Origin of the sequence: Methylocystis sp. Sn-Cys (assembly GCF_016745395.1) — a bacterium.
In the GTDB taxonomy this organism is placed as follows: domain Bacteria; phylum Pseudomonadota; class Alphaproteobacteria; order Rhizobiales; family Beijerinckiaceae; genus Methylocystis; species Methylocystis iwaonis.
Window position 1 is genome coordinate 218,009 of record NZ_JAERVJ010000004.1, and the last position, 22,766, is coordinate 240,774.

Annotated in this window: 21 protein-coding genes and 1 tRNA gene; 17 read left to right on the forward strand and 5 right to left on the reverse strand. The window is 63.8% G+C overall.

From position 1 onward, the window contains the following. Positions 1-281: 281 nt before the first annotated feature. Positions 282-1,493 carry an NADP-dependent isocitrate dehydrogenase gene (locus JJT62_RS10455; protein ID WP_202072694.1) on the forward strand — a complete coding sequence of 404 codons (1,212 nt, stop codon included), beginning with the start codon at positions 282-284 and terminating at the stop codon, positions 1,491-1,493. A 125-nt stretch (positions 1,494-1,618) separates the two neighbouring features. Beyond that, entirely contained in the window at positions 1,619-2,035 is a 417-nt protein-coding gene (gene dksA, locus JJT62_RS10460) for an RNA polymerase-binding protein DksA (protein ID WP_202072695.1), read from the forward strand. 208 nt (positions 2,036-2,243) lie between these two features. Here the strand turns inward: dksA and JJT62_RS10465 are convergent, their stop codons facing one another. Further along, complete coding sequence (locus JJT62_RS10465; protein WP_202072696.1) at positions 2,244-3,119, reverse strand: hypothetical protein; 876 nt, start codon at positions 3,117-3,119, stop codon at positions 2,244-2,246. 297 nt (positions 3,120-3,416) lie between these two features. Here JJT62_RS10465 and cckA point away from each other — a divergent pair, with 297 nt between their 5' ends. Continuing rightward, on the forward strand, positions 3,417-5,936 hold the full coding sequence (cckA, locus tag JJT62_RS10470) for a cell cycle histidine kinase CckA (RefSeq protein ID WP_202072697.1): 2,520 nt from the start codon (positions 3,417-3,419) through the stop codon (positions 5,934-5,936). 119 nt (positions 5,937-6,055) lie between these two features. Then, on the forward strand, positions 6,056-6,673 hold the full coding sequence (locus JJT62_RS10475) for a GyrI-like domain-containing protein (RefSeq protein WP_202072698.1): 618 nt from the start codon (positions 6,056-6,058) through the stop codon (positions 6,671-6,673). Between the two features lie 252 nt (positions 6,674-6,925). On the opposite strand, the gene JJT62_RS10480 is transcribed toward JJT62_RS10475, so the two are convergent. Then, positions 6,926-8,053: a DUF2865 domain-containing protein gene (locus JJT62_RS10480; protein WP_202072699.1), complete on the reverse strand. Its 1,128-nt coding sequence runs from the start codon at positions 8,051-8,053 to the stop codon at positions 6,926-6,928. Between the two features lie 348 nt (positions 8,054-8,401). On the opposite strand from JJT62_RS10480, the gene JJT62_RS10485 reads away from it, so the two are divergent. Continuing rightward, positions 8,402-8,935: a CreA family protein gene (locus JJT62_RS10485; RefSeq protein WP_202072700.1), complete on the forward strand. Its 534-nt coding sequence runs from the start codon at positions 8,402-8,404 to the stop codon at positions 8,933-8,935. Positions 8,936-8,938: 3 nt separating this feature from the next. Here JJT62_RS10485 and JJT62_RS10490 read toward each other — a convergent pair whose 3' ends face one another. After that, positions 8,939-9,262 carry a hypothetical protein gene (locus JJT62_RS10490; protein ID WP_202072701.1) on the reverse strand — a complete coding sequence of 108 codons (324 nt, stop codon included), beginning with the start codon at positions 9,260-9,262 and terminating at the stop codon, positions 8,939-8,941. Positions 9,263-9,603: 341 nt separating this feature from the next. Here JJT62_RS10490 and cysS point away from each other — a divergent pair, with 341 nt between their 5' ends. The 5 genes from cysS (at position 9,604) to cimA (ending at position 14,123) form a co-directional block, all read left to right on the forward strand. Beyond that, positions 9,604-11,040, forward strand: a complete 1,437-nt coding sequence (cysS, locus tag JJT62_RS10495; protein ID WP_202072702.1) for a cysteine--tRNA ligase — start codon at positions 9,604-9,606, stop codon at positions 11,038-11,040. Between the two features lie 221 nt (positions 11,041-11,261). After that, positions 11,262-11,615, forward strand: coding sequence for an endonuclease domain-containing protein (locus JJT62_RS10500; protein ID WP_202072703.1), 354 nt, complete (start codon positions 11,262-11,264; stop codon positions 11,613-11,615). Positions 11,616-11,896: 281 nt separating this feature from the next. Next, positions 11,897-12,031, forward strand: a complete 135-nt coding sequence (locus JJT62_RS19375) for a hypothetical protein (protein ID WP_255537244.1) — start codon at positions 11,897-11,899, stop codon at positions 12,029-12,031. Then, complete coding sequence (locus JJT62_RS10505; protein WP_202072704.1) at positions 12,031-12,531, forward strand: GNAT family N-acetyltransferase; 501 nt, start codon at positions 12,031-12,033, stop codon at positions 12,529-12,531. The genes JJT62_RS19375 and JJT62_RS10505 overlap by 1 nt, the downstream gene beginning before the upstream one ends. Continuing rightward, positions 12,531-14,123: a citramalate synthase gene (cimA, locus tag JJT62_RS10510; protein ID WP_202072705.1), complete on the forward strand. Its 1,593-nt coding sequence runs from the start codon at positions 12,531-12,533 to the stop codon at positions 14,121-14,123. Before JJT62_RS10505 ends, cimA begins: the two co-directional genes overlap by 1 nt. Positions 14,124-14,196: 73 nt before the next feature. On the opposite strand, the gene JJT62_RS10515 is transcribed toward cimA, so the two are convergent. Continuing rightward, entirely contained in the window at positions 14,197-14,376 is a 180-nt protein-coding gene (locus JJT62_RS10515) for a YdcH family protein (protein WP_202072706.1), read from the reverse strand. Positions 14,377-14,662: 286 nt separating this feature from the next. On the opposite strand from JJT62_RS10515, the gene JJT62_RS10520 reads away from it, so the two are divergent. Beyond that, a tRNA-Val gene (locus JJT62_RS10520) sits at positions 14,663-14,737 on the forward strand. A 71-nt stretch (positions 14,738-14,808) separates the two neighbouring features. Here the strand turns inward: JJT62_RS10520 and JJT62_RS10525 are convergent. After that, entirely contained in the window at positions 14,809-15,300 is a 492-nt protein-coding gene (locus JJT62_RS10525; RefSeq protein ID WP_202072707.1) for a copper chaperone PCu(A)C, read from the reverse strand. A gap of 445 nt (positions 15,301-15,745) precedes the next feature. On the opposite strand from JJT62_RS10525, the gene JJT62_RS10530 reads away from it, so the two are divergent. From JJT62_RS10530 to JJT62_RS10555, 6 genes are all read left to right on the forward strand, one after another. Then, entirely contained in the window at positions 15,746-17,119 is a 1,374-nt protein-coding gene (locus JJT62_RS10530; RefSeq protein ID WP_202072708.1) for an SCO family protein, read from the forward strand. A gap of 47 nt (positions 17,120-17,166) precedes the next feature. After that, entirely contained in the window at positions 17,167-17,547 is a 381-nt protein-coding gene (locus JJT62_RS10535; protein ID WP_202072709.1) for a hypothetical protein, read from the forward strand. Between the two features lie 117 nt (positions 17,548-17,664). After that, positions 17,665-18,222, forward strand: coding sequence for a DUF1097 domain-containing protein (locus JJT62_RS10540; protein WP_202072710.1), 558 nt, complete (start codon positions 17,665-17,667; stop codon positions 18,220-18,222). Between the two features lie 129 nt (positions 18,223-18,351). Next, on the forward strand, positions 18,352-20,463 hold the full coding sequence (locus tag JJT62_RS10545) for a sigma-54-dependent Fis family transcriptional regulator (RefSeq protein ID WP_246744821.1): 2,112 nt from the start codon (positions 18,352-18,354) through the stop codon (positions 20,461-20,463). A 4-nt stretch (positions 20,464-20,467) separates the two neighbouring features. Further along, positions 20,468-20,803 (forward strand): hypothetical protein, encoded by a 336-nt coding sequence (locus JJT62_RS10550; RefSeq protein ID WP_202072712.1) that lies wholly within the window; start codon positions 20,468-20,470, stop codon positions 20,801-20,803. Between the two features lie 48 nt (positions 20,804-20,851). Continuing rightward, on the forward strand, positions 20,852-22,534 hold the full coding sequence (locus JJT62_RS10555) for a molecular chaperone GroEL (RefSeq protein ID WP_202072713.1): 1,683 nt from the start codon (positions 20,852-20,854) through the stop codon (positions 22,532-22,534). The last annotated feature ends 232 nt before the right edge of the window (positions 22,535-22,766 follow it).

Here is a 22,766-nt window from a genome sequence, read left to right on the forward strand (position 1 = left end):
CTTCCAACTCCGCCGCATAAAAACTACGGGCAAAGTGAAAGGGAGACGTTGAGCTTTCCTTTACAGAATAGGCGTGTGGCGCAGTTGATGCTTGTCGGATGTCGTGCAAAGTCGGCGAAAAGAGAAGGATTTTCAAGGTATTGGAGGCAGGAGGCGCCTCGGCGCGTCTCTTTCGGCCATAGTTTACAGCCTATTCCTGAAAATCCACACATCCCAGGCGCCGCTTTCCCTGGCGTCGAGCCGGGGATATAAGGCGCGCGCAGCTTGAGGATCGATCAAACATGCAGAAGATCAAGGTGGCCAATCCTGTCGTCGAGCTCGACGGCGACGAAATGACTCGCATTATTTGGGCCTTTATCAAGGACAAGCTGATCCGGCCCTATCTCGACATCGACCTTCTCTATTACGATCTCTCGATCCAAAGTCGCGACGCCACCAACGATCAGATCACGATCGACGCCGCCAACGCCATCAAGCAGCATGGCGTCGGCGTGAAATGCGCGACAATCACGCCCGACGAAGCGCGCGTGAAGGAATTCGGCCTGAAGGAAATGTGGAAATCGCCGAACGGCACGATCCGCAATATCCTCGGCGGCGTCATTTTCCGCGAGCCCATCATCTGCAACAACGTGCCGCGCCTCGTGCCGCATTGGACGCAGCCGATCGTCGTCGGTCGCCATGCCTTCGGCGATCAATATCGCGCCACGGATTTCAAAGTGCCGGGCAAGGGCCGTCTCACCATCAAATTCGAGGGCGAGGACGGGCAGGTCATCGAGAAGGAAGTCTTCAAATACCCGGGCGCCGGCGTCGCCTTGTCGATGTACAATCTCGACGAGTCGATCCTCGAATTCGCCCGCGCGACCTTCAACTACGGCCTCCAGCGCAAATTCCCGGTCTATCTCTCGACCAAGAACACGATCCTCAAGGCCTATGACGGCCGCTTCAAGGACATTTTCCAGGACGTCTATGAGAGCGAGTTCAAGTCGCAATTCGAGACGCTGGGGCTTTGGTACGAGCATCGTCTGATCGACGACATGGTGGCTTCGGCGCTCAAATGGGCGGGCGGCTATATTTGGGCCTGCAAGAACTACGATGGCGACGTGCAATCCGACATTGTCGCGCAGGGTTTCGGCTCGCTCGGCCTCATGACCAGCGTGCTGATGTCGCCCGACGGCAAGACGGTCGAGGCCGAAGCCGCTCATGGTACGGTGACGCGCCATTATCGCGAGCACCAGAAGGGCCACGAGACCTCGACAAATTCGATCGCCTCGATTTTCGCCTGGACGCGCGGCCTCGCTCATCGCGCCAAGCTCGACGGCAATGAGGAGCTTGCGCGCTTTTCGCAAACGCTCGAGGACGTTTGCGTGAAGACGGTCGAAGCCGGCTTCATGACGAAGGATCTGGCGCTCCTCGTCGGCCATCATCAAAGCTGGCTGTCGACGACGGGATTCCTCGACAAGGTGGACGAAAATCTCCGCAAGGCGATGGAATAACTTCTCATCGTCGCCGCGGCGCGTCTCGCGGCAATCCGGCGACGCATGAATATAAGTGAGATTGTAAGTGTCACGCGCCGCGTCTATATAGGCGCGCCAATGGTCCAACGAGGGGATTCTCGGCCATGTCGGTGGAGCTGGACGAAGCCTATAAACCTTCCGACGACGAGCCTTTCATGTGCGATCGGCAGCGCGAATATTTTCGTCGCAAGCTGCTGGCGTGGAAAGAAGACATTCTCCAGGAAAGCCGCGAGACATTGGCGGCGCTTCAAAACGAGAATGAAAACCATCCCGACCTCGCCGATCGCGCCTCATCCGAGACCGATCGCGCGATCGAGCTGCGCGCCCGCGACCGGCAGAGAAAGCTGATCGCCAAAATCGACGCGGCGCTCGGGCGTCTCGACGACGGCACATATGGCTATTGCGAGGAGACGGGCGATCCGATCTCCTTGAAGCGGCTCGATGCGCGGCCGATCGCGACGCTCTCCATCGAGGCGCAGGAGCGCCACGAGAGACGCGAGAAGGTCTATCGCGACGACTGATACCCCAATTGCCGTTTGAACAGCTCGCATTGGGGCTGTCATTCCCGGCGGGCTGAAAAGCCCCACCGGGAATCCAGAGCCAAAACGGCGGTGGCGGCTCTGGATTCCCGATCACTCGCTGCGCGAGCGTCGGGAATGACACTGAACCAATCGAGCGAATCACCAACAATTAGAAAGGGCGTCGCCGGTTTGGCGACGCCCTTCTTTTTTATTCCTTCTCGGGCCGGCCGAGCAGGCGGGCCATTTCGGCTTCCAGCGACTCCAGCGGATCGACCTCTGCGGGCGCCGGCGGGGCTGGCGGGGGCGCCGATGGTCGCGCCGGGCCCGGCGGCGGCGCTGGCGGAGGAGCCGGAGGCCGGGCCTGGGCCGGCGCCGGCGGGGCGGCTGGCGGCTCGGCGACTGGAGCCGGCGCAGCAGGGGGCTGCGGAGGCGCCGGCGGCGCGGCGGGTTTCGGGGCGGGTGGCGGAGCCTCGGTTTTCGGCTGGATCAGCCGCTGGGTGCGCGCCAGGAAGGGCGGCGTCGCAGGTCGCGACGGGGCGCCTGGGCGTGGCGGCGGCGCCGGCGGCGGCGCAGCAGGACGGGGCGGCGGCGGGGCGGCCGTCGGTCCGGCGGGCGGCGGCGCGGGAGCGGGCTCCGGCGCTGTGGGCTTCGAGGGGGCGGGCGCGAACAGGTCCGGCGGCAGATTGAGCGGCCCCGGAACGGCAGGTTTGGGAACGGGCCCGGGCGCGGGCTCGGCCGGAGGGCCGGGCGGCCAGGCGGTCGCCGGCGCCGCGCCGCGCGCCTCGGCAGGCGCACGAACGGGCGCTTCGGCGCGTGCGAACGATCCCTCGACCAGGAGGTCGTTCGGCCCGCCGATCAGCAGCAAATGTTCGATGTTGTCGCGACGGACGATGACGAGCTGACGCTCACGATCGAGGTCGAAGACGTCGACAACATCGAGGCGACGCGGTCCTTTTTTCGCTGCATCCGAGCGAATCTTTCGCCCAAACAGTAGACGGAAGATATAAAGAACCAGAAGCGCGGCGATGAGGAACGCCACGATTGCTCCGAGAACCGGTAGCAGTTGTGAGAATCTGTCTTGCATGAACCGCAGGTCTCTCTTCGAACGCGCTGAACCTTGCCAAATTATCAGCTTTTCTGGCAAGCGGGCCCAAAAGGTTAATCAATGGTTAACGCTTATGGGGCGGAAACCGAAATTGCCCGGCGCGCGGTTGCTATCTTGCGCGTGCGCGGCCATTCTTGCACACGAATCTGAAAGAGTTCTCAAACTTAGCAATTTTGCCGGCGTCGTTTCGATGCGCGGCTCATTAACCATATTCTGGCATGCAGACCGAATCGTCCGCGAGCAGGCTTCGCGGGCGCGATGGGCGGGGCGTAGGGGATGAGCGAGAGGGCAGCGTCGTCTGCATTTGATCGAAGCGAGCGACCGGGAAGCGCCGGGCTCGTGCTGACGTTCGCCATCGCGATTCTGACGGTTTCGGTCGGCTATTTTCTGGCGCCGACCGCCATGGCGCCGCGGCTCGTCATGCTGGCCCTCGCGCTCTTCGGCGTCGCCGGCGTGTTTTCGCTTTTCGCCTATGCCGTCGGGCTCATACAGTTTTCGTCCCGCGTTCCACGCAACGACGTCACAAAGCTCATCGCCGACACGACGACCGAAGGCCTGGTCGTCACCAAGGGCGATATGCAGATCGTCTACGCCAATGAAGCTTACATGGAGCTCTGCGGCGCGCGCGACCCCTCCGGCCTGCAAGCCGTCGAACGGCTCTTTTCGGGCCCGCCGGAAGTCTCCGAAGCAATCTATCGGCTGGCGCAGGCTGCGCGCTCGGGAAGAGCGCATGTCGAGGATCTGCGCTTGTCGCCGCCGCTGACCGGCGCCGGCGCGGTCGGCTGGTATCGCATCAAGGTGCGGCCCTTGCCGGAGGGCGGCCAGCGCGCGACGCTGTGGGGCGTCGCCGACGTCACGAGCGAGCGGCAGCGGCAGGAGGGCGTGTTCCAGGAGCTGCAGCACGCCATCGACTTTCTCGACCACGCGCCGGCAGGCTTTTTCTCGTCCACGCCCGACGGCGGCGTCTCTTATATGAATAAGACGCTCGCGGGCTGGCTCGGCTACGATCTCACCCAGGTGGGCTCGGGGGGCGCAAGTCTCGCCGCCATCGTCGCCAACAATGGCGCGGCATTGCTGGCCGCCGTCTCCGGCTCGCCGGGAGAGGTCCGCACCGAGCAGATCGATCTCGATCTGCGGTGCCGGAACGGTCGCTCCTTGCCGGTGCGGCTCCTCCACCAGGTGGCTTTCGGCCAGGACGGCGTCGCCGGCGCCTCGCGAACGCTCGTCCTCAACCGCACGGCCGGCGAAAAGCCGGAGGAAGGGCTGCGCGCCGCCGAGGTGCGTTTTGCGCGCTTCTTCAATTCAACGCCCATGGCCATCGCGACGCTCGACGCGCAGGGCCGCGTGCTCGATTCGAATGCCGCCTTCGCCAAGCTCCTCCCCAAGGCGGCGCTTCACGGCAAGGAAGGCTGGTCGCTGCTCGCCGGCCTCTCCGAGAGCGATGCGCAGGCTTTGCGCAAGGCGATCGAGGAGGCGGTCGAAGGCAAGAGCGACGTCAAGCCGGTCAATGTGTCCTTTGAGGAAGGGGCGGGACCGCGCTCGGCCCGCTTCTTCGCGTCTGCAGCGGAAGATTCCGGCCAGAAGGGCGCAACCCTCTATGCGCTCGACACCACCGAGCAGCGCAAGCTGCAGGAGGAATTCGCCCAGTCGCAGAAGATGAACGCCGTCGGCCAGCTCGCCGGCGGCATCGCCCATGACTTCAACAATATGTTGACGGCGATTATCGGCTATTCCGATCTCCTGCTCTCGAACCACCGGCCGACTGATCCGGCTTTCCGCGATATCCGCCAGATCAAGGAGACCGCGAATCGCGCCGCCGGCCTGACCCGCCAGCTACTCGCCTTCTCGCGCCGGCAGACGCTGCGGCCGCAAGTCCTTCAGCTCGGCGACGCTCTGTCCGAGCTGCAAAATCTGCTGCGCCGGATCGTCGGCGAGAAGAACGAGCTCGATCTGCGGCAAGGGCGCGATCTGTGGTTCGTGAAGGCCGACCTCACGCAATTCGAGCAGGTCATCATCAATCTCGTCGTCAACGCCCGCGACGCCATGGCGGACACAGGCGGCCGCGTGCAGATCCGCACGCGCAACGTCACCAAGGACGAATGCGCCGGCTTCAACGAGATTCATCTCGTTCCAGCGGATTATGTGCTGGTCGAGGTCGAGGACTCGGGCAGCGGCATTCCGCCCGAGGTGATGGAGAAGATTTTCGAGCCCTTCTTCACCACCAAGGAGGTCGGCAAGGGCACGGGCCTCGGGCTCTCGACCGTCTTCGGCATCGTCAAGCAGTCGGGCGGCTTCATCTTCGCGCAGAGCGAAGTGGGCAAGGGCACTGTTTTCCGCATCTTCATGCCGCGCTTCATCCCCGAAGAAAAGGAAGCGCCGAAGCCGGAGGCCGAGGCGCCGAAAGCCGCGGCCGATTATACGGGGCAGGGCGTCATCCTCCTCGTCGAGGACGAGGACGCGGTGCGCTCCATCGGCGCGCGCTCGCTCAAGTCGCGCGGTTTCACGGTGCTGGAGGCTTCCACCGGCCTCGAAGCGCTGGAGGTTGTCGAGGAGGTCGGCGGCAAGATCGACCTCATCGTCTCGGACGTGGTCATGCCCGAGATGGACGGGCCGGCCATGTTCGCCGAATTGCGCAAGCGCGGCGTCACCGCCAAGGTGATTTTCGTGTCGGGCTACGCCGAGGAGGCCTTTGCGAAGAATTTGCCCGAAGGCGATTTCGGTTTCCTGCCCAAGCCATTCTCGATCAAGCAGCTCATCGAGACGGTGAAATCGCATATGGCGGCGCAGAGCGGGTAGCCACCGCCGTCATTGCGAGGAGCAAAGCGACGAAGCAATCCAGAGCCGCGTCACGGCCCTGGATTGCTTCGCTTCGCTCGCAATGACGGCGCTTACATTCATTTTATTGGCCTGTAGTCATGACAAAGATCGATTTTAAAAAAGCTTCTCCAGCGCTTTATCGCGCCCCGACAAATCGCTTCGCGCTCGTCGACGTTCCAGCGATGCGTTTCGTGATGGTCGACGGCGCCGGCGATCCCAATACCGCGCCGGCCTACAAGCAGGCGGTCGAATGGCTCTTCTCTGTGAGCTACGCGATGAAATTCTCCGCGAAGGCGTCGCTCGGCAAAGACTATGTCGTGCTGCCGCTCGAAGGCTTGTGGGAGGCGGATGATCCGGCTGATTTCGTTGCGCGTCGCAAGGACCGCTGGCGCTGGACGATGATGATCCGAGCGCCCGATTTCCTGGACGACGCCATGTTTCTCGCAGCCGTTGAAAAGTCAAAAAAGAAGCTCGGCGCGCCCCCTGACAGCCTGCGTATGGAAATCTACGACGAAGGTCCGTCGCTCCAAATATTGCACATCGGCGCCTATGACGACGAAGGACCGACGCTCGCGCGGCTTCATCACGAGGAAATGCCGTCGCGGGGGTATGTCTTCGCTGGCAGGCATCACGAGATTTATCTGAGCGATCCACGCAAGACCGAGCCCGCGAAGTTGAAGACGATTCTTAGGCAGCCTGTCAGGCGCGGCGCATAGGGGCGCCGGAACGCGAGCCTTCAGGCTCGCCTGAAGGCTCGCGCAGGGTGCTGACAAAGTGGCGATGACGCCCCTCGTGCTTCGAGACGCCTGCTACGCAGGCTCCTCAGCATGAGGAGCTTCTGAAACCTCATCAAACACTTAGGCCTCACCCTGAGGAGCGAGCGAAGATCGCGTCTCGAAGGGCGAGGCCGCCTCGGAGGTTTGTCAACAATCTGAGCGAGCCTGAAGGCTCGCGGTCCAAGGGGCTTGCTACAATGTCGGCGCCACCACGCGGACCCGGCGCTTCACGCCATCGGGACCGACCACGTCGCGGAAAACCTCCGGCCCGCCGGTCGTCACGCTTCCCTCAGCGCCGCGCAGGCCGGCGTTGGCCGCGGCGGGCGTGGGCGGTAGGGAAAGCGCCGGCTTCTTCGCGCGCGGATCGCCGGGCAGAATCGGGCGCGACAATTGCTCCGCCTGTTCGGCCGTGACCATCTGGTCTTTCTTGTTGCGCTCGGCGAGGATGCGTTCGGCCTCGGCCAGCGCTTCAGTCCAGCTTTGACCTTTAGGCTTGCAGCCGCAGGAGGCGTCGTAGCTCTTCTCGTACTTGTGCGCGTTCGGGAGATCGCCATAGGCCTCGCCGTCGATCGAAATCGCCGATTCGAGCCCCTTCGATTGCGATTGCGTGTAGAGCTTGGCCTCCGTTCCCGGACACATGGCCTTGCAGAGCGTGTTGAGATCGTCGAGCTGCCCGCTTCTGGCCGAATAGGTGATCGGGAAAAAGCCGCCGTCGCACGTCCGCACGCAGATCGCCATGGGGCCACCCTGCGGGCGTCCATCGACGAATTGACCATCTCCATCGTAGTCTGGGTCGAGCGTCTGATAGCCTGGATCGTCGGGGGCCTCTCGATAACCGGGCGCCGACTCTGGCTGCCGGACCCCGAAAAGCTCCTCGAAGAAGCTCTTGGGCTCGGGCTCGCGCGCCGACGCGCGCTGATTGCGGCAATCGACTTCATAGCGCGCCATGAGCGCCTGTCTTTGGCTGTCGTCGGCGGCGCCCTGCTCATAAGCGGCGATGCTGCCCTGCAAGGAGCTGAGCCGCGCGCTGATCGGCGCGCATTGCGGCGGCGGCGGGTTGCCGAAGAACAGGAACTGCTCGCGGTCGCAGCCCATGGCCCGGCCTTTGGCGGCTAGGCGGCCATATTCAACCCTCTGCTTGGCGGCGGCGGCGCGGTAGCGCGCGGCCATGCCCTCGGCGCCCGCCTTGGCGATCTGGCCGCGTAGATCCGTGCAATAGGCGTTTTCGGCCCGTGCGCTCCCGCCAGGAAGGAAGAGGAGGGCGCCGAGCGCCAATGCAAGAAGGATGCGGGTATTCGTCGGCCCCAAGGTCGGCCTCATCTCGTGCTCCGGCTGCCGGCCCGGCGCGACTATGGTCGTCAAACGCCCAAGCTCAAGAATCGCGGGCGGCTCGAGCATATCCGCTTTTTCGCGCCGCCGATCAATCTTACGGGGCGTTCCCCCGTTGGTCGAAGGATCTTTCGTCCTTCGCGCCGCCGCCTGTGGCGGCTCTTTCAGGATGCGTGCGTCCGACATCCGATCGCCTTGGATTCTCTCCTGCATCATGTCGGCAGCAAGGCGATTACGAGGCCCGCGCCGCGCCATTTTTTTGCACGGGCGCAGCCTCCGGCACTTCCCATGCGCCAAGTCCTCGCCCATATCCGGCGCGACGGCATTGGAGACCGGCTTATGAAGACGAACCGTTTTGGCGCGATATTCTCGATTGCTTTCGCAGCCGCGCTCGGCGCGAGCGCCGCCTGCGCGCAGGAAGGGCCGGACCTGATCTTCCGCAAGTCGACCGACTTCAAGCTGCTGACGCCCAATGACAAGCTCGCGACCTATGTTGTCGACGATCCGCTCATCGACGGCGTCGCCTGCGCTTTTACGGCGCATGAAAAGGGCGGCGTCGCCGGCATGTTCGGCGTGGCTGAGCAGACCTCGGAGGTTTCGCTCGCCTGCAGCCAATTCGGGCCGATCAAGCTGCGCGCCGGCAAGGAGAACGAGAAATTCACGCAAGGCGATCTCGCCATCAGCGAGCGACGGTCGCTCTTCTTCAAGCAGATGCACATTGCGCGCGGCTGCGACACGCGGCGCAACATGCTCGTCTACATGGTTTATTCGGACAAGCTGGTCGAGGGCTCGCCGGAGAATTCGACGTCGACCGTGGCGATCCAGCCCTGGGGCGGGGGCGAGCCCGCCAAATGCGCGAATTGGGTGAGATAGGGTTTATTCCGAGCAGGAGACCACCGCCGCGCCCGGCTTGACCGGCTCGCGCGGCGCGTCGGCTCCGATGGAGGCGGTGATGTCCTCGGCGCGGCCAAAGGCCTTCGCCGGACCGTGGCCGTGAGATTCACACCAGGCGTCGGCCACGATTTTTCCGCACTCGGATTTCTGGGTGAGGCAATCCAGCACGCCATAGCCGTCGTCATCGACGACAATATAGGAGGCCGGAGCCGCCTGGGCGCTGGAGAAATAAGCCGCCGAGACGAGAAGCCCCGCGACGAGGCGCGGCAGAAAAGACTTTTCGTATTTCGACGAGAGTTTGAACATGCCGGCGCCCGCTCCATGGCCGCCAAAGACATCGGGCGGCGTATGGTTAAAACTATCGGAACGCGGTTAATCATGCGTTAAGGCGCCACGATCCTGCCGCAAATGCAGCGGGAGCGCGGCAGGGGTTTTGCGCGAGCCCGGAGCGGCGTGACGCGCTGCGAAAGCGCGCTTGACGCGGCGGCGGTTTCGGGCGCATGGTCGCCGCCATGACGCTTCCCATGCCGCTCTCCTGCCGAATTTGTGGCCGGACCATTATCAGCTAGCAACCCAGGCTGGCCGGAGCCGTCACGTCCTCGAACTGACATGAAACGCGCCGGCTCAAGCTGGCGACAGAGGTTTTCATGTCGACGCCCGCGCTCAAAATCTACACTACGCTGACGCGAACGAAGGAGGCTTTCGAGCCCATCGATCGCAACAATGTGCGCATGTATGTCTGCGGGCCGACGGTCTATGATTACGCCCATATCGGCAATGCAAGGCCGCTGATCGTCTTCGACGTGCTCTACCGCCTGCTGCGGCATCTTTACGGCGAGAGCCATGTCAAATACGTCCGCAACATCACCGACGTCGACGACAAGATCAACGCGCGCGCCGCTCAGCGCGGGATAACGATCCGCGAGCTGACCGAAGAGACCAACAAGGTCTTTCAGGAAGACGTGCGGGCGTTGGGCTGCCTCGAGCCCGACGTGCAACCGCGCGCGACGGAACATATCGCGCAGATGATCGCGATTATCGAGCGGCTGATCGAGGCCGGCCACGCCTATGCGGCCGACGGCCATGTGCTGTTCGACGTGCCGTCGATGCCGGCCTATGGGCGTCTGTCACGCCGTTCGCTCGATGAAATGCTCGCCGGCGCGCGCGTCGATGTTGCGCCCTATAAGCGTGGCGACATGGATTTCGTGCTGTGGAAGCCCTCGAAAGAGGGCGAGCCGGGCTGGGAGTCGCCATGGGGCAGGGGGCGCCCGGGCTGGCATATCGAGTGCTCGGCGATGTCCTGGAAACATCTCGGCGAGACCTTCGACATCCACGGCGGCGGCATCGATCTCGTCTTCCCGCATCACGAGAATGAGATTGCGCAGTCATGCTGCGCTTTTGGGCGTGACGTGATGGCGAATTACTGGATGCATAATGGATTCCTGCAGGTCGAGGGCGAGAAGATGTCCAAGAGCCTGGGGAATTTCGTGACGATCCATGAGTTGCTGCATACGGAGAAGTTCGGCGGGCGGAAGTGGCCGGGCGAAGTGCTGCGGCTTGCGATGTTGCGGACGCATTACCGGCAGCCGATCGATTGGACGGTGAAGGCGCTGGAGGAGGCGGAGAAGACGCTGGATCGATGGTATTCAGCCCTTCCGGACTCAGCCTTTGAGCAGGTTGAAGCGCCTGACGAGGCGTTCGTCTCAGATCTTTGCGATGATCTAAATACGCATCAAGCTGTGACAGTTCTTCATGAGTTAATTACTGACTACGCTTTGCAAGCTTTCGAGGCGACGGCCGGAAAGACGGCTGATTTTTACTACGATGAATCCAAGGGTATTGCGCTCGCCTCTGCGCGATTGTTGGGACTCTTGACACACACAAAGGTTGATTGGTTTGCGCGAAAGCAGGCGGTAGGCGGGGACGTTCGGGAGAATATTGAAACCCTCATCTCCGCCCGCCTCGCCGCCCGCGCCGCTAAGAACTGGGCCGAGTCCGATCGCATCCGCGACGAGCTCGCGGCGATGGGCATTGCGCTCAAGGACAATAAGGACGGTACGACGAGTTGGGAGGTGAAGCGGTGAGCGGACTCCCCCCCACCCGGCCCGCTTCGCGCGCCACCCTCCCCGCAAGGGGGAGGGATTGGAGCCCCGAGTCTTGGGTTCCTTCTGAAGCGCTGATGCAGTCGCAAGCCAGCGTCGCTATTGGCGGCGCCGATGCAGTCCCATCCCTCCCCTTTACGGGGAGGGTGGCGCGCGAAGCGCGACGGGTGGGGCCCGACCCCGACGGCCGGGTTGGCTGAACCATGTCCGTCGCCCGCGCCCGCGCTCTGCGCAAGACCATGACGCCGCAGGAGGTGAAGCTCTGGGTGCAGCTACGCAAGCTGCGGCCCGAGGGCTTCCACTTCCGCCGTCAGGCGCCGCTCGACGGCTATGTGCTCGACTTCGTCTGCTTCAAATACAAGATGATCATCGAAGTGGACGGCTCTCAGCATGGCGAGGACGTGGGGTTGCGTAACGATACAAGGCGTGACGCGCATTTTGCCTCGCAGGGCTTTCGCACGCTGCGATTTTGGAATCCGGAGGTGGATTCCAATCTGCATGGGGTCGTCGAGACGATTCTCGCGCGGGCGCGTGAGCCTATGCCGGAGGCGTCGTGATCCTCCCCCCCACCCGGCGCGCTTCGCGCGCCACCCTCCCCGCGAGGGGGAGGGATTGGAGCCCTACGATTTGCGCTCTTTCTGAAGCGTCGGGCGGCATGAGCGGCGCTGCCGCCGAAATCCCATCCCTCCCCTTTACGGGGAGGGTGGCCCGCGCAGCGGGCCGGGTGGGGTCCGAGGGCGCCCCTCCCACCGAAACGCCAACGCAATGTCTGGCGCGTAGCGTGATCCACGGCCGGGCTACAATGCGCCGTCCCGCGCGAGGCAACAGGAGCAACGCCATGTCCAACAAAGACTGGAAAAACACGCTGCCGTTCAAGCGCCATTGGGCGGTTTACCTCCTCTTCAAAATTCTCGTTCTCGCCGGCGCCGCCTTCGCCGCCTGGCAGATCTTGCGCAGCTTCGAGGTCGTGTAATGGCGCAGCCCGGTCTTCGGCCATATCTTGCGAGCGACGCGGCGGCGCTCGCCGCGCTTTTTCGCGCGAGCATTGAGGCGCTCGCGGCCGAGGATTACGACGCGGACCAGCGCGAGGCCTGGGCCTCGGCGGCGGATGACGAAGCCGCTTTCGCTGCCCGACTCGCCGGCGCCCTCACCATTGTCGCGCTGGCCGACGGCGAGATCGCGGGCTTCGCTTCTCTTAAAGACAACAAACTCTTCGACATGCTGTATGTGCGCCCGGACTATGCGGGGCAGGGCGTGGGCGCCGCGCTTGCAGACGCAATCGAGAAGCTCGCCGGCGCGCGCGGAACCAAGACGCTCACCGTCGAAGCCTCCGACACGGCGCGCGATTTCTTCGCTGCGCGCGGCTATGTCGCGCAGAGCCGCAATACTGTGACGATCGCCGGCGAATGGCTCGGCAACACCACCATGACCAAGCAACTGGCGGCCCCGCCGGCCGCTGGGGGAACGCATTGATGACCAGGGAACGCGTGACGCTTTACGACACCACGCTGCGCGACGGCGCGCAGACGACGGGGGTCGATTTCTCGCTCGACGACAAGCGGCAGATCGCCGCCATGCTCGACGATCTCGGGATCGACTATGTCGAAGGCGGTTATCCGGGCGCCAATCCGCTCGACACGGAATTCTTCGCGCAGCGGCCGAAGCTGCGGGCGCGTTTTTGCGCCTTCGGCATGACGCGCCGGCAAGGCCGTTCGGTGGAGAATGATCCCGGCGTCGCGGCGCTCTTGGGCAGCTCGGCGGATGCGGTGACCTTCGTCGCCAAAAGCTGGGACTATCAGGTCAAGGTCGCCTTACGTTCCACGGAAGAGGACAATCTCGCCGCGATTACGCAATCCGTAAAAGCGGCTGTCGCGCGGGAGAAGGAAGCGGCGGTCGATTGCGAGCATTTCTTCGACGGCTTCAAGGATAATCCGCACTATGCGCTCGCCTGCGCCGTAGCGGCTTACGAGGCCGGCGCGCGCTGGGTGGTGCTGTGCGACACCAATGGCGGCACGCTGCCGCATGAGGTCGAGCGCATCGTCGCGGAGGTCGCCAAGGTCATTCCGGGCGATCATATCGGCGTGCATTGCCACGACGACACGGGGCAAGCGGTGGCGAACTCATTGGCCGCCCTGCGCGCCGGCGCGCGCCAGATTCAGGGCACGCTCAACGGGCTCGGCGAGCGCTGTGGCAACGCCAATCTCACGACCATCATCCCGACGTTGCTGCTCAAGGATGAATTCGCCGCGCGCTTCGAGATAAGCGTCACGCGCGAGAAACTGGCGCATCTCACGCGCATCAGCCATGCGCTCGACGAGCTGCTCAATCGCGCGCCGAATCGCCACGCGCCATATGTGGGCGCCAGCGCCTTTGCGACCAAGGCCGGCATTCACGCTTCCGCCGTGCTGACCGATCCGCGCACCTATGAGCATGTGGCGCCGGAAACGGTGGGCAATCAGCGCCGCGTGCTGGTCTCCGACCAGGCCGGGCGGTCCAATATTATTTCCGAGCTGACGCGCCTCGGCGTGACGCTGGACAAGGATGATCCGCGCCTGACGCGTCTGCTCGACGAGGTGAAGGAAAAGGAATCGCAGGGCTACGCCTATGAGGGCGCCGACGCCTCCTTCTTCCTGCTCGCCAAGCGCGTGCTCGGCGAAGCCCCGCATTATTTCGACATCGAGCGCTACAGCGTGGCCGTGGATCGGCGCTTCGCGCGCAATGGCTTCGAGGACAAGGGCGCCGAGGCGATCGTCAAGATCAATGTTCATGGCGAGACGCGCATTTCGGCGGCCGAAGGCAATGGTCCGGTCAACGCGCTCGACGTCGCGCTGCGCAAGGATCTCGGCGCCTATCAGAAATTTGTCGACGACGTTCGGCTTGTCGATTACCGCGTGCGCGTCTTCCAGGGCGGCACGGACGCGGTGACGCGCGTGCTGGTGGAATGCGCGGACGGGGAGGGGAATCGTTGGTCGACGGTGGGCGTCTCGGCCAATGTGATAGACGCCTCTTTCGAAGCGATTGTCGACGCGATCAACTACAAGCTGCTGGTGTCGGGCGCGCGGTGACGCGCTGGCGCGCCATGGGCCGAGAGTGGGGCGGACAGGGCGGAAAAAGCTTTCCGCCCCGTTCGAGCGTGCGTCAGTGGCGTGTTTCGCTGATCGCCAATTTGGCGAGTTCGTCCTTGATTTGCAGCTTCTTGCGTTTCAGCTCGATGATTTTGGCTTTGTCGGCATTGCGGTGAAGCTGCTCTCTCTCGATTTCCTTCTTGAGCGCCTCGTGGCGACGTTGGAGTTCGACGATATGGCCTTGTAAGGACATGCGAAACCTCCTTTGTGACTTTCCCCTCGCGAGGGGCGCACGGCCAAGCATGCCACATTGGGCGAGGCCCGCAAGATAAGAATTGTCGCGGCGTCATAAATCTTTCGTCCGCGCGACATCTGGCCTCAATAAATTGTTAACGACCATTCCCGCCAAGCCGCCGCCGGGCGGAATTTGCGCTGTCGCGGGACCATGAAATTTTTCTGCACAAAGGCGCTTGCGCGCCGCCGCGTCCGCCACTATACACACGCCACCCGAGCCGCCGCCAAGGCGGAACCCCGGAAGGGGGCGCGTAGCTCAGCGGGAGAGCACTACGTTGACATCGTAGGGGTCACAGGTTCAATCCCTGTCGCGCCCACCATTCAAATCCAAGCAATACTGCAATGCCGCTGAACGGGCGGGGACTCTCGAATTCACGGCGAAGCGGCCCTGCTACAGCCGCCGCGTCTCCACATGAAACTCGATCTTCATCGCGCCGCCGCTTTCGAAGCGAAGCGAGCCGTCGATCGTCTGCCCGAGCTTCAATGACGATTTCAGATCGAGCAGCATGAGATGGTAACCGCGCGTTTGAAAGTCGATCGACGTTCCGGCGGGAATTTCCACGCCCTCAGAGACAGGGCGCATTTTCATGATCCCGTCTGCAACGCCCGTTTCATGCAACTCCGTATGGTCCGATACGGCAATATCCACGCCGACGATTCTGACCGTCTCCGTCCCCCGATTGCGAACCGTCATATAGCAGGCGCCCGTGGTGACGCCCTTTGGAGACGCCGCACACCACGGATGCTCGATCTCGATGTCGAGAGGGACGGTCGCGCCCGCGGCGGCCCCGAGCGCGCCGAGACCGCAACAAAGAAGGCCTCCTGCAACAGGCGCAACGATGGAGTAGCGTCGTCTCGTGGGGCCATAGCTCGTCGTGTTCATGGCCGACCGCTGGGCAACATCGGCGCCAAAACGCGCGCCAGCCGCGCCGCGGTCGGAACCGGCGATATTTGTTGGGATCGCGGGTCGTTCGCAGAGTGCATGCAGTAAAATGCGGGTCGCGGCTATGAATAGCGTTGATACATATGCGGCCGCCTCAGTCCAATTCACGAACAGTGAACTATTTGTCAGGCGCGTCGGCATCTTTCTGCAGCGAAAGCGCCGACTCCAAAGCGGAGAGAAACTGTTCATTTATTGAACGCGACGTCCTGTCGCAGGATTATTTGCGCAACGACGATTGACGCAACAGCTCCACGATTCCTATCGTCAAGCTGGTTTTTCCGTTCGCGGTTCTCGGTATCGATGTAGGCGCTTCGACGCTTTGCCGTCGCGCCTTCTTCCGTATGTTCCGAGCGCGGGCTTTCGACCCATTTCAACGCATTGGTGAATGTTCGTGCTTATTCGACCGCGCTCGACCGTCCTGATCGATCCGGCAACGGACGCCAGCGAGATTCTCGCCGAAGCGTCGACAAGACGGCGTGAGATGAGAAGGACGGCCTGCAAGCGCGTTCTGGCGCTCGCGCTCGCTTACGCCGCGTTCGAGAGCCTGTCCGCTACCCTCGCCATCAGGCCGGATGCGAAGATCATCGGCGTTTTTTCCATACTCGGCCTCTCCTGGGCCTGCTCGTCGCTGTTTGCGAAGCGGCGCTTCACGGAGCGGGTGACCATCGAGCGGAACATCGTCTGCGTCTCGCACTATGTCGACGATGAACTCGTCGGTCGGCGCAGAGTGAAGGCGATCGGAGTCGTTCGGCACATCGACGACGCCGGCGACTGCCGGCGCGTCGAGGTCGAAGGCGTCGCGCGACAACTCGAAATCGCGCGCGATGTCTTGCCGGCCGAACGCGAAGCGATCGTCGAGCGGCTGGCGGCTGCGCTGCGCGAGGCGGGCGTCGAGGCGCCGGTGCGAACCGTCCGCAAAACGCCGTCCTGCGCGGCGTCCGCCGCGCCATCGGGGCGCGCAGCCGAAGACACGCCGGCGAAACGAACACAGAGCCCCTGGATCGCCTGCGCCGCCGCATCGGCGTTGATGGTTCTTCCAATGCTGCAGGCGGCGCCGCGGCCCCGCGACGCGATCGCGGCGCCGGGCAAGACCGCGCCGGCGTTTCGTCTGACGTCCTCCAAAGGCGAAACAGTCGATGATCGTTCGATGCTCGGACGCCCCTACGCCATATTCTTCGGCTTCACGAAATGTCCTGAAGCCTGCCCTACGACGCTGCTCGAGCTGACGACGGTCGTGAAAGAGTCGGGGGCGGATACGTCCGATTTCGAAATTCTCTTCGTCAGTCTCGACGCCGAACGAGACACGCCCGACGTCCTCTCGGATTTTGTCGGGTCTTTTGGAGAGCGCGTTACTGGATTGAGGGGATCGACGGACGAACTTGCGCGAGCGGCGCAGGCGTTTCGAGTCTACCACCGCAAGGTTCCTCTCAAAGACGGCGGCTATACCATCGACCACACGACGCTCGTCTATCTTGTCGACCATCGCGGCCAGCTCGTCGATACGCTCTCCTTCATGGAGCAAGCCGATATCGCCTCCAAGAGGTTGAAAGCCTTCCTCCTCGAGGCGGCCGCGCATGGCGCCGGTCGAAGCGGGCGACGCAGGTCGCGCATACACGCCCGGGCAGGCGCGGCGGTGAAGCCAGCGCGCCGCTCTCGCTGGACGCCAGCGCGACAACCTGCCGCATTGCATGCGACAAGCGGTCGCTGGACCCTGTATCGCTGCTATAGCGCGTCTCGATCCGACACGCGGGGTGAGTGATCTTGAAAGCGTCAGGCCGGTCATATCGGAGCGTCGAACGAACGGCCATGGCCCGTGCGGTCGTCGCCCGCGCGGCCGTGAGCGCGGCGGTCGCGATACTCTTGCTGTTGCAAGCGGCGTCGATCGGCTTCGCCGCTGGCGCGGCCGCCAATGGCGCCGCCGGCCTGCTGTTCGGAACAATCTGCCAAAACGCCGACGCGGCGAATAGGGACTCCTCCGGGCCGATCGAGCAGCAGCATGTCGGTCCCTGCTGCGTTCTGCATTGCAGCTCTTTCATAGAGGCCGACGCGGGCCGCGCTCCCGTCGAAATCCTGCCTCTGGAAACCGTTTCCGCTTCTCCGGCATGCGACCACCAGATCGACGCCGTTATCGTCGCGCCAGAGCTGCGCGCCCTCTGTCCTCGCGCGCCCCCGCCGCGCGGCGTCTGATCCCCTCAACAGTCATCTTCAACTGACGGGCGGCTTTGTTCGATTGAACAGGCAACCCAAGGGATTCATTCGCACGCGCCGATCGTCGATCGTGCGCGGGACAAGAGGAATTTGATCATGAGCATCTCGACCTATCGCGCCGTGAGCATTGGCGCGCTCGGCGGCGTCGCCGCTTTTCTCGCGGAGGGACCTGCCGCCCACTATGGCGCGCAGCTCTTTCCGATCCTGATCGGCTGGGCCGGCTACTACCATTTCGGTGGAAAGATCGAGGGCGTAAAGAAAGCGCTTCTTCATCTTCTGGCGGGCGTCGTTCTCGCGGGCGTCGCCCTGGCTCTTATCGCGCGCCTCCCCTATGGCGCGACGCTGGGCGTTCCGGCGTGGACAGCGATCGCCGTGGCGATCACGCTGGCCATCCTCGTCTTCGCGTCGCGACTGTCGGCGCTGAGCGATTTCGCCGTCGCCATCCTCGGCTATGCGACGCTTTTCGCGCTCGTGGGCGTCTCGGAGCGCGGCGAGCGCATCATCGCGCTGTCGCAGGACAATCCGCTCGCCATCGCTGTTCTGTCGCTCCTGGCGGGCGTGATATTCGCGCTTTTGTCGGACTATCTGACGGACGCGCTGCAAAGATATGTCCCGCTTCGCGGACGTCGGCCGCAATCGGCCACGAGCGCCTGATCCACGGACCGACGCCTCTCACTCGACCAGAAGCGCTCGCCATTTCTGAAAGAAATGGCGAGCGAAAGCCGTCACCGCGCGGCATGCCCCCGCGCGCCACGACGACATTCATCATCGGGAGGATCGCCGTTGAGCGACTTCATAGTGAGACAGCCCTGCCTCGAACGCGAGGGGGCTTTCGCCGGCGCGCTCTGTTCCGCCGAAGCGACAGGCCTCTATGGGGTAGACCGCCCGGGCGTCGCCTGGGATTGGATGAAGCAGACGGGACAAGCCCCTTGCGGCGTCGATTGGGTGCGGCCGCTGGTGGCGGACGCCTGGATGCGCTGCGTCGAAGACCACGCGCTGCCGACCGGCTTGGATTTTCCGCCGCGCCAACGCCAAAGCGACGGCTTCGTCCCCGAGATCGACGCGACGTCCCGCGCCGCGAGCGGCGCCGTTGCGTCGCATCTCTCGGCGATGATCTACGACCTCGGCGCGCTGCTCGACGACGCGGACGTCACGCTCCTGCTGGCAGACGCGGCCGGCCGCGTGATCCATCTGCTCGACTCCGGTCGCCGGATATGGGCGGGCGGCATGCAGATGGCGCGCATCGGCGCGGATTGGCGCGAAGCGAGTCTCGGCGCCAATGGCGTGGGGACGGCGGCGCTGCTGCGCGAGCCTGTCGCTTTTGCCGGCAAGGAGCATTTCAACGCCGCGCTGCATCGCTGCGCGACGGCCGGCTGTCCCATTTCCGGGCCGGACGGCGGAATCGTCGCGATCGTCGGCGTGATCTGTGATCGCCCCGACGCCGCCAGATTGCTGCTCGGGTTCTTGAAGGTCGCGCGCCGCCTCCTCGAAGCTTCACTTTTCGAACGCATGTCTTGCGACGGCTTTTTGCTGCGGCTGCGTTGCGGCGACGAGGCCGGCGGCGGCCCGTTGAGCGCCGGGCGTTTGTTCATCGCCCAAAACGGCCGCGTGTGCGGCGCCGATCGAGACGCGCTGGACATTCTCGGCGCGGGCGACGCGGCGGCGATACTGGGAAAAGATGCGGCGACGACGATCGGCGTCGATCTGCCGGCGCTGAACGCCGCCAGCGACGCTGCGGACATCGTTACGCTCGTCGCGCGCGGCGCCGGCGGTCGCGTTGTCGCGGCGGAAGTCCATCGCACGGCGAAACGCAGGAGCGCCCCGACGTTTTCGTCGGGCGCCTCGCCCGCCGGCGAGGGCGCGCCCCGCCATCCCGCGAACGCCTTCGACGGCGCGTGGAGCGACAGCGTGCTCGACTCGGCGCTGCGCAAAGCGACAGGACTGCAGGAGCGCAATATTTCCATCCTGATCACGGGGGAATCTGGCGTCGGAAAGGATCATCTCGTACGTCGGCTGCACGCATCCGGACCTCGCAAGGATCGCCCGCTCGTCGCGATCAACTGCGCGGCTATCCCCCGCGAGCTCATCGAAAGCGAGTTGTTCGGCTATGAGGGCGGCAGCTTCACTGGCGCGCGCGCGAAGGGCAAAGCGGGGAAATTCGTCGAAGCGGACAAGGGCATTCTGTTCCTCGATGAAATCGGCGACATGGCGCTCGATCTGCAAGCGACGCTGCTGCGCGTGCTCGATTCGAGCGAGGTCACGCCGATCGGCTCGAGCAAGCCCATTCGCGTCGATGTGCGCGTCGTCGCTGCGACCAATCGCAGCCTTCAGGAGATGGTGCAAAAAGGCGCGTTCCGCCGTGACCTCTATTACCGATTGAACGGCGTGCAGCTTCGATTGCCGTCGCTGCGCGAGCGTCCCGATCGTTTGCGACTGCTCGCGCATCTGTTCCGGCTGGAGCAGGAGGCGCTCGGCGTCACCGAGACGATGTGCTTCGAAGACGATGTGTGGCGCGTTTTCGACCGGCACCCCTGGCCCGGAAACATCCGCGAGGCGCGCAACGTGCTGAGATCGTCGATCGCCGTCGCGAGAGGAAAGCTCATCGCGATCGATGATCTCCCCGCCGATTTCCTGCAGGAGCTGAACGCCGATTGCCCCGGCGCCGCCGAGGCGTGCCAGAGCGCCTCACGAGACGCGCAATGTGCGCAACAGGGCGATGAAACCTCCTTCGATCTCGCGGACTGGGAGGCGAGGGCGGTGCGCTTCGCGCTCGCGTCGAGCAACGGCAACATCGCCAAGGCGGCCCGCAACCTCGGCATCACCCGTGCGACGCTCTACCACAAAATGGCCCGCTTCGGCCTGCGCAGCGACAAGCGGATCATTTCGAAGAGGTGATGCGATGGACCCCGACGACCGCGCGTTTCTGGAAGAGATGGCGCGCACCCTCGACGCGTCGATGCGTGAACTCGAGCAAGAGGCAGAACGACTGACGGAGGTCATCGGCGAGGAGCGCGTCGTCGAGCTCGCGGCTTATCTGCGCAAGGAGTTCGAGCCCGTCGATCTGGAAGAAATGCGCCGCGGTCTCGATTATGACGACCGACGTCTGCTGTCGATCTGGATACGCCTGGAACGAAATCGCAGCCATCGCGTCGCGGCTGGACGTCGCACGATGATCCTCGACGCCGGACGCGAGGACATCGACATCACATCCTTCGACAAGTCGAAAAACAAATGAGGAACCGTCGCTCCGTCACTTCCGGCGCGCGACAAGTGGAGAAAAATCGTGGCGAGACATATTGGTTTTGGCGATCCCGTGCGCATGAAATTGCTCGACGGCGTGAATACGCTTGCGGACGCAGTGGGCGTCACGCTCGGCCCGCGCGGCCGTAACGTCGTCATCGAGCATCGAGCCGCGGGCCTGCCGCCGGTCGCGACGAAGGACGGCGTGACCGTCGCGCAGGCGATCGAATTGTCGGGCAGGACGGAGAGCGTCGGCGTGTCGCTCGTGCGGCAGATGGCGACGACGGTGGCGAAAGAGGCCGGCGACGGGACGACCACCTCCGTCGTGCTGACGCGGCGCATCGCCGTCGAGACGCGAAAGGCGCTCGCCGCCGGATTCAATCCGCGTGATCTCGCGATCGGCATGGAGCGCGCCGCGCGCGCCGTCGACTCAGAGCTCACGCGACGCGCGCGGCCCTGCGCCGACGTGCGGTCGCTCGCACATGTCGCGACGCTCGCGGCGGCGGGCGACGAATCGATCGGCGCCATTGTCGCCGAAGCGCTCGGGCAGGCCGGCGAGGGCGGAATCGTGGATGTTGAGTTGGGGAGCGCGCTCCAAGACGAGATCGAGGCGGTCGAAGGCATGCGATGGGCGCAGGGCTATCGCTCGCCCTATTTCATGACCGACAGCACGCGCAAGCTCGCCGAGCTCGAAGACGCTTACGTGCTCGTCTATGATCGCGTGATAAACGACTTCGCCGAACTCCTGCCTGCGCTCGAGTTGGTGCGCCGGCGCAAAGGCTCCCTGCTCGTCGTCGCCGAAAACATCGCCGAAGAGGCGCTGCCGGGCCTGCTGCTCAATCATATTCGCAAGAACCTCTGCTCCATCGCGGTCAAAGGTCCGGGCTACGGCGACAATCGTTACGAATATCTACTCGATCTTGCCGCTTTGACGGGCGGGCGAGCGATCATGGAGGCGTTCGGCGAAGAACTCTCCAGCGTTACGATGGAGCATCTGGGCCGCGCGCGGCGTGTCGTTGTCAGCGAGGACGAAACAGTCGTGATCGGCGCCGGAGGAGACCCGGCTTTGATTGCCGACCGTCTCGCCTCCGCGCGACGGCAAGCGGACCGGATTACCGGCGGCGACGCATCCAAAGGCTCGCCTAGCGGGAAGCGACACGACCTCGAGAATTTACACGCCAGGATCCAGGCGCTCACCGGCAAGGTCGTCACGATCAAAGCCGGCGGCTTCTCTGACATTCTCATCAAGGAGCGGATGCAGCGCATCGAGAATGCGTTGAACTCGGCGCGCGCGGCGCGCGACGAAGGCGTCGTCGCCGGGGGTGGCGTCGCGCTGTATCGCGCGCGCGCGGCGCTCGCCAATCTTCAAGGCGACACTCTCGATGAGAGCCACGGCATCGCCATCATACGCGAAGCGCTCGACGAGCCCATACGCCGTATCGCCGGCAACGCCGGCATCGACGTCAATGAATTGCTGTTCGAGCTCAAACGAACCGATGACGACTTCTGGGGAATGGACATGCGCAGCGGCGCCTATGGCGACCTTTATGCTGCGGGGGTGATCGATCCTGCGCGCGTCTCACGTCTCGCGCTCCGCAACGCCATCGCAACGGCGTCATCCTTGATGACAGTCGAATGCGCGGTCACGCATGTCTCCCCAAGTGATCCGACGTTCGGCTTCGATCCGCATCTCGCCGCGCAGACGCGAGAAGATCCGCGGTCCTGACATCCACAGTCGCAAAAGCGCAGGTTTTGCTTTTGGATCCGATCCAATCGAGCGGATCCTCGTGTCTCAGGTAAGCGGCGCGCCTGGCTACTCCGCAATGTTTGTTGCGGGGCTGCAGCCATGCGCGCCGCATTTTTTTCCTTTTGTTTGACGACGATGGAGCCTCGACGAAATGCGTCCGCAGATCGTGCGTATGGTTCCTTTACACATGTATCGCTGACCATCTTCCTGC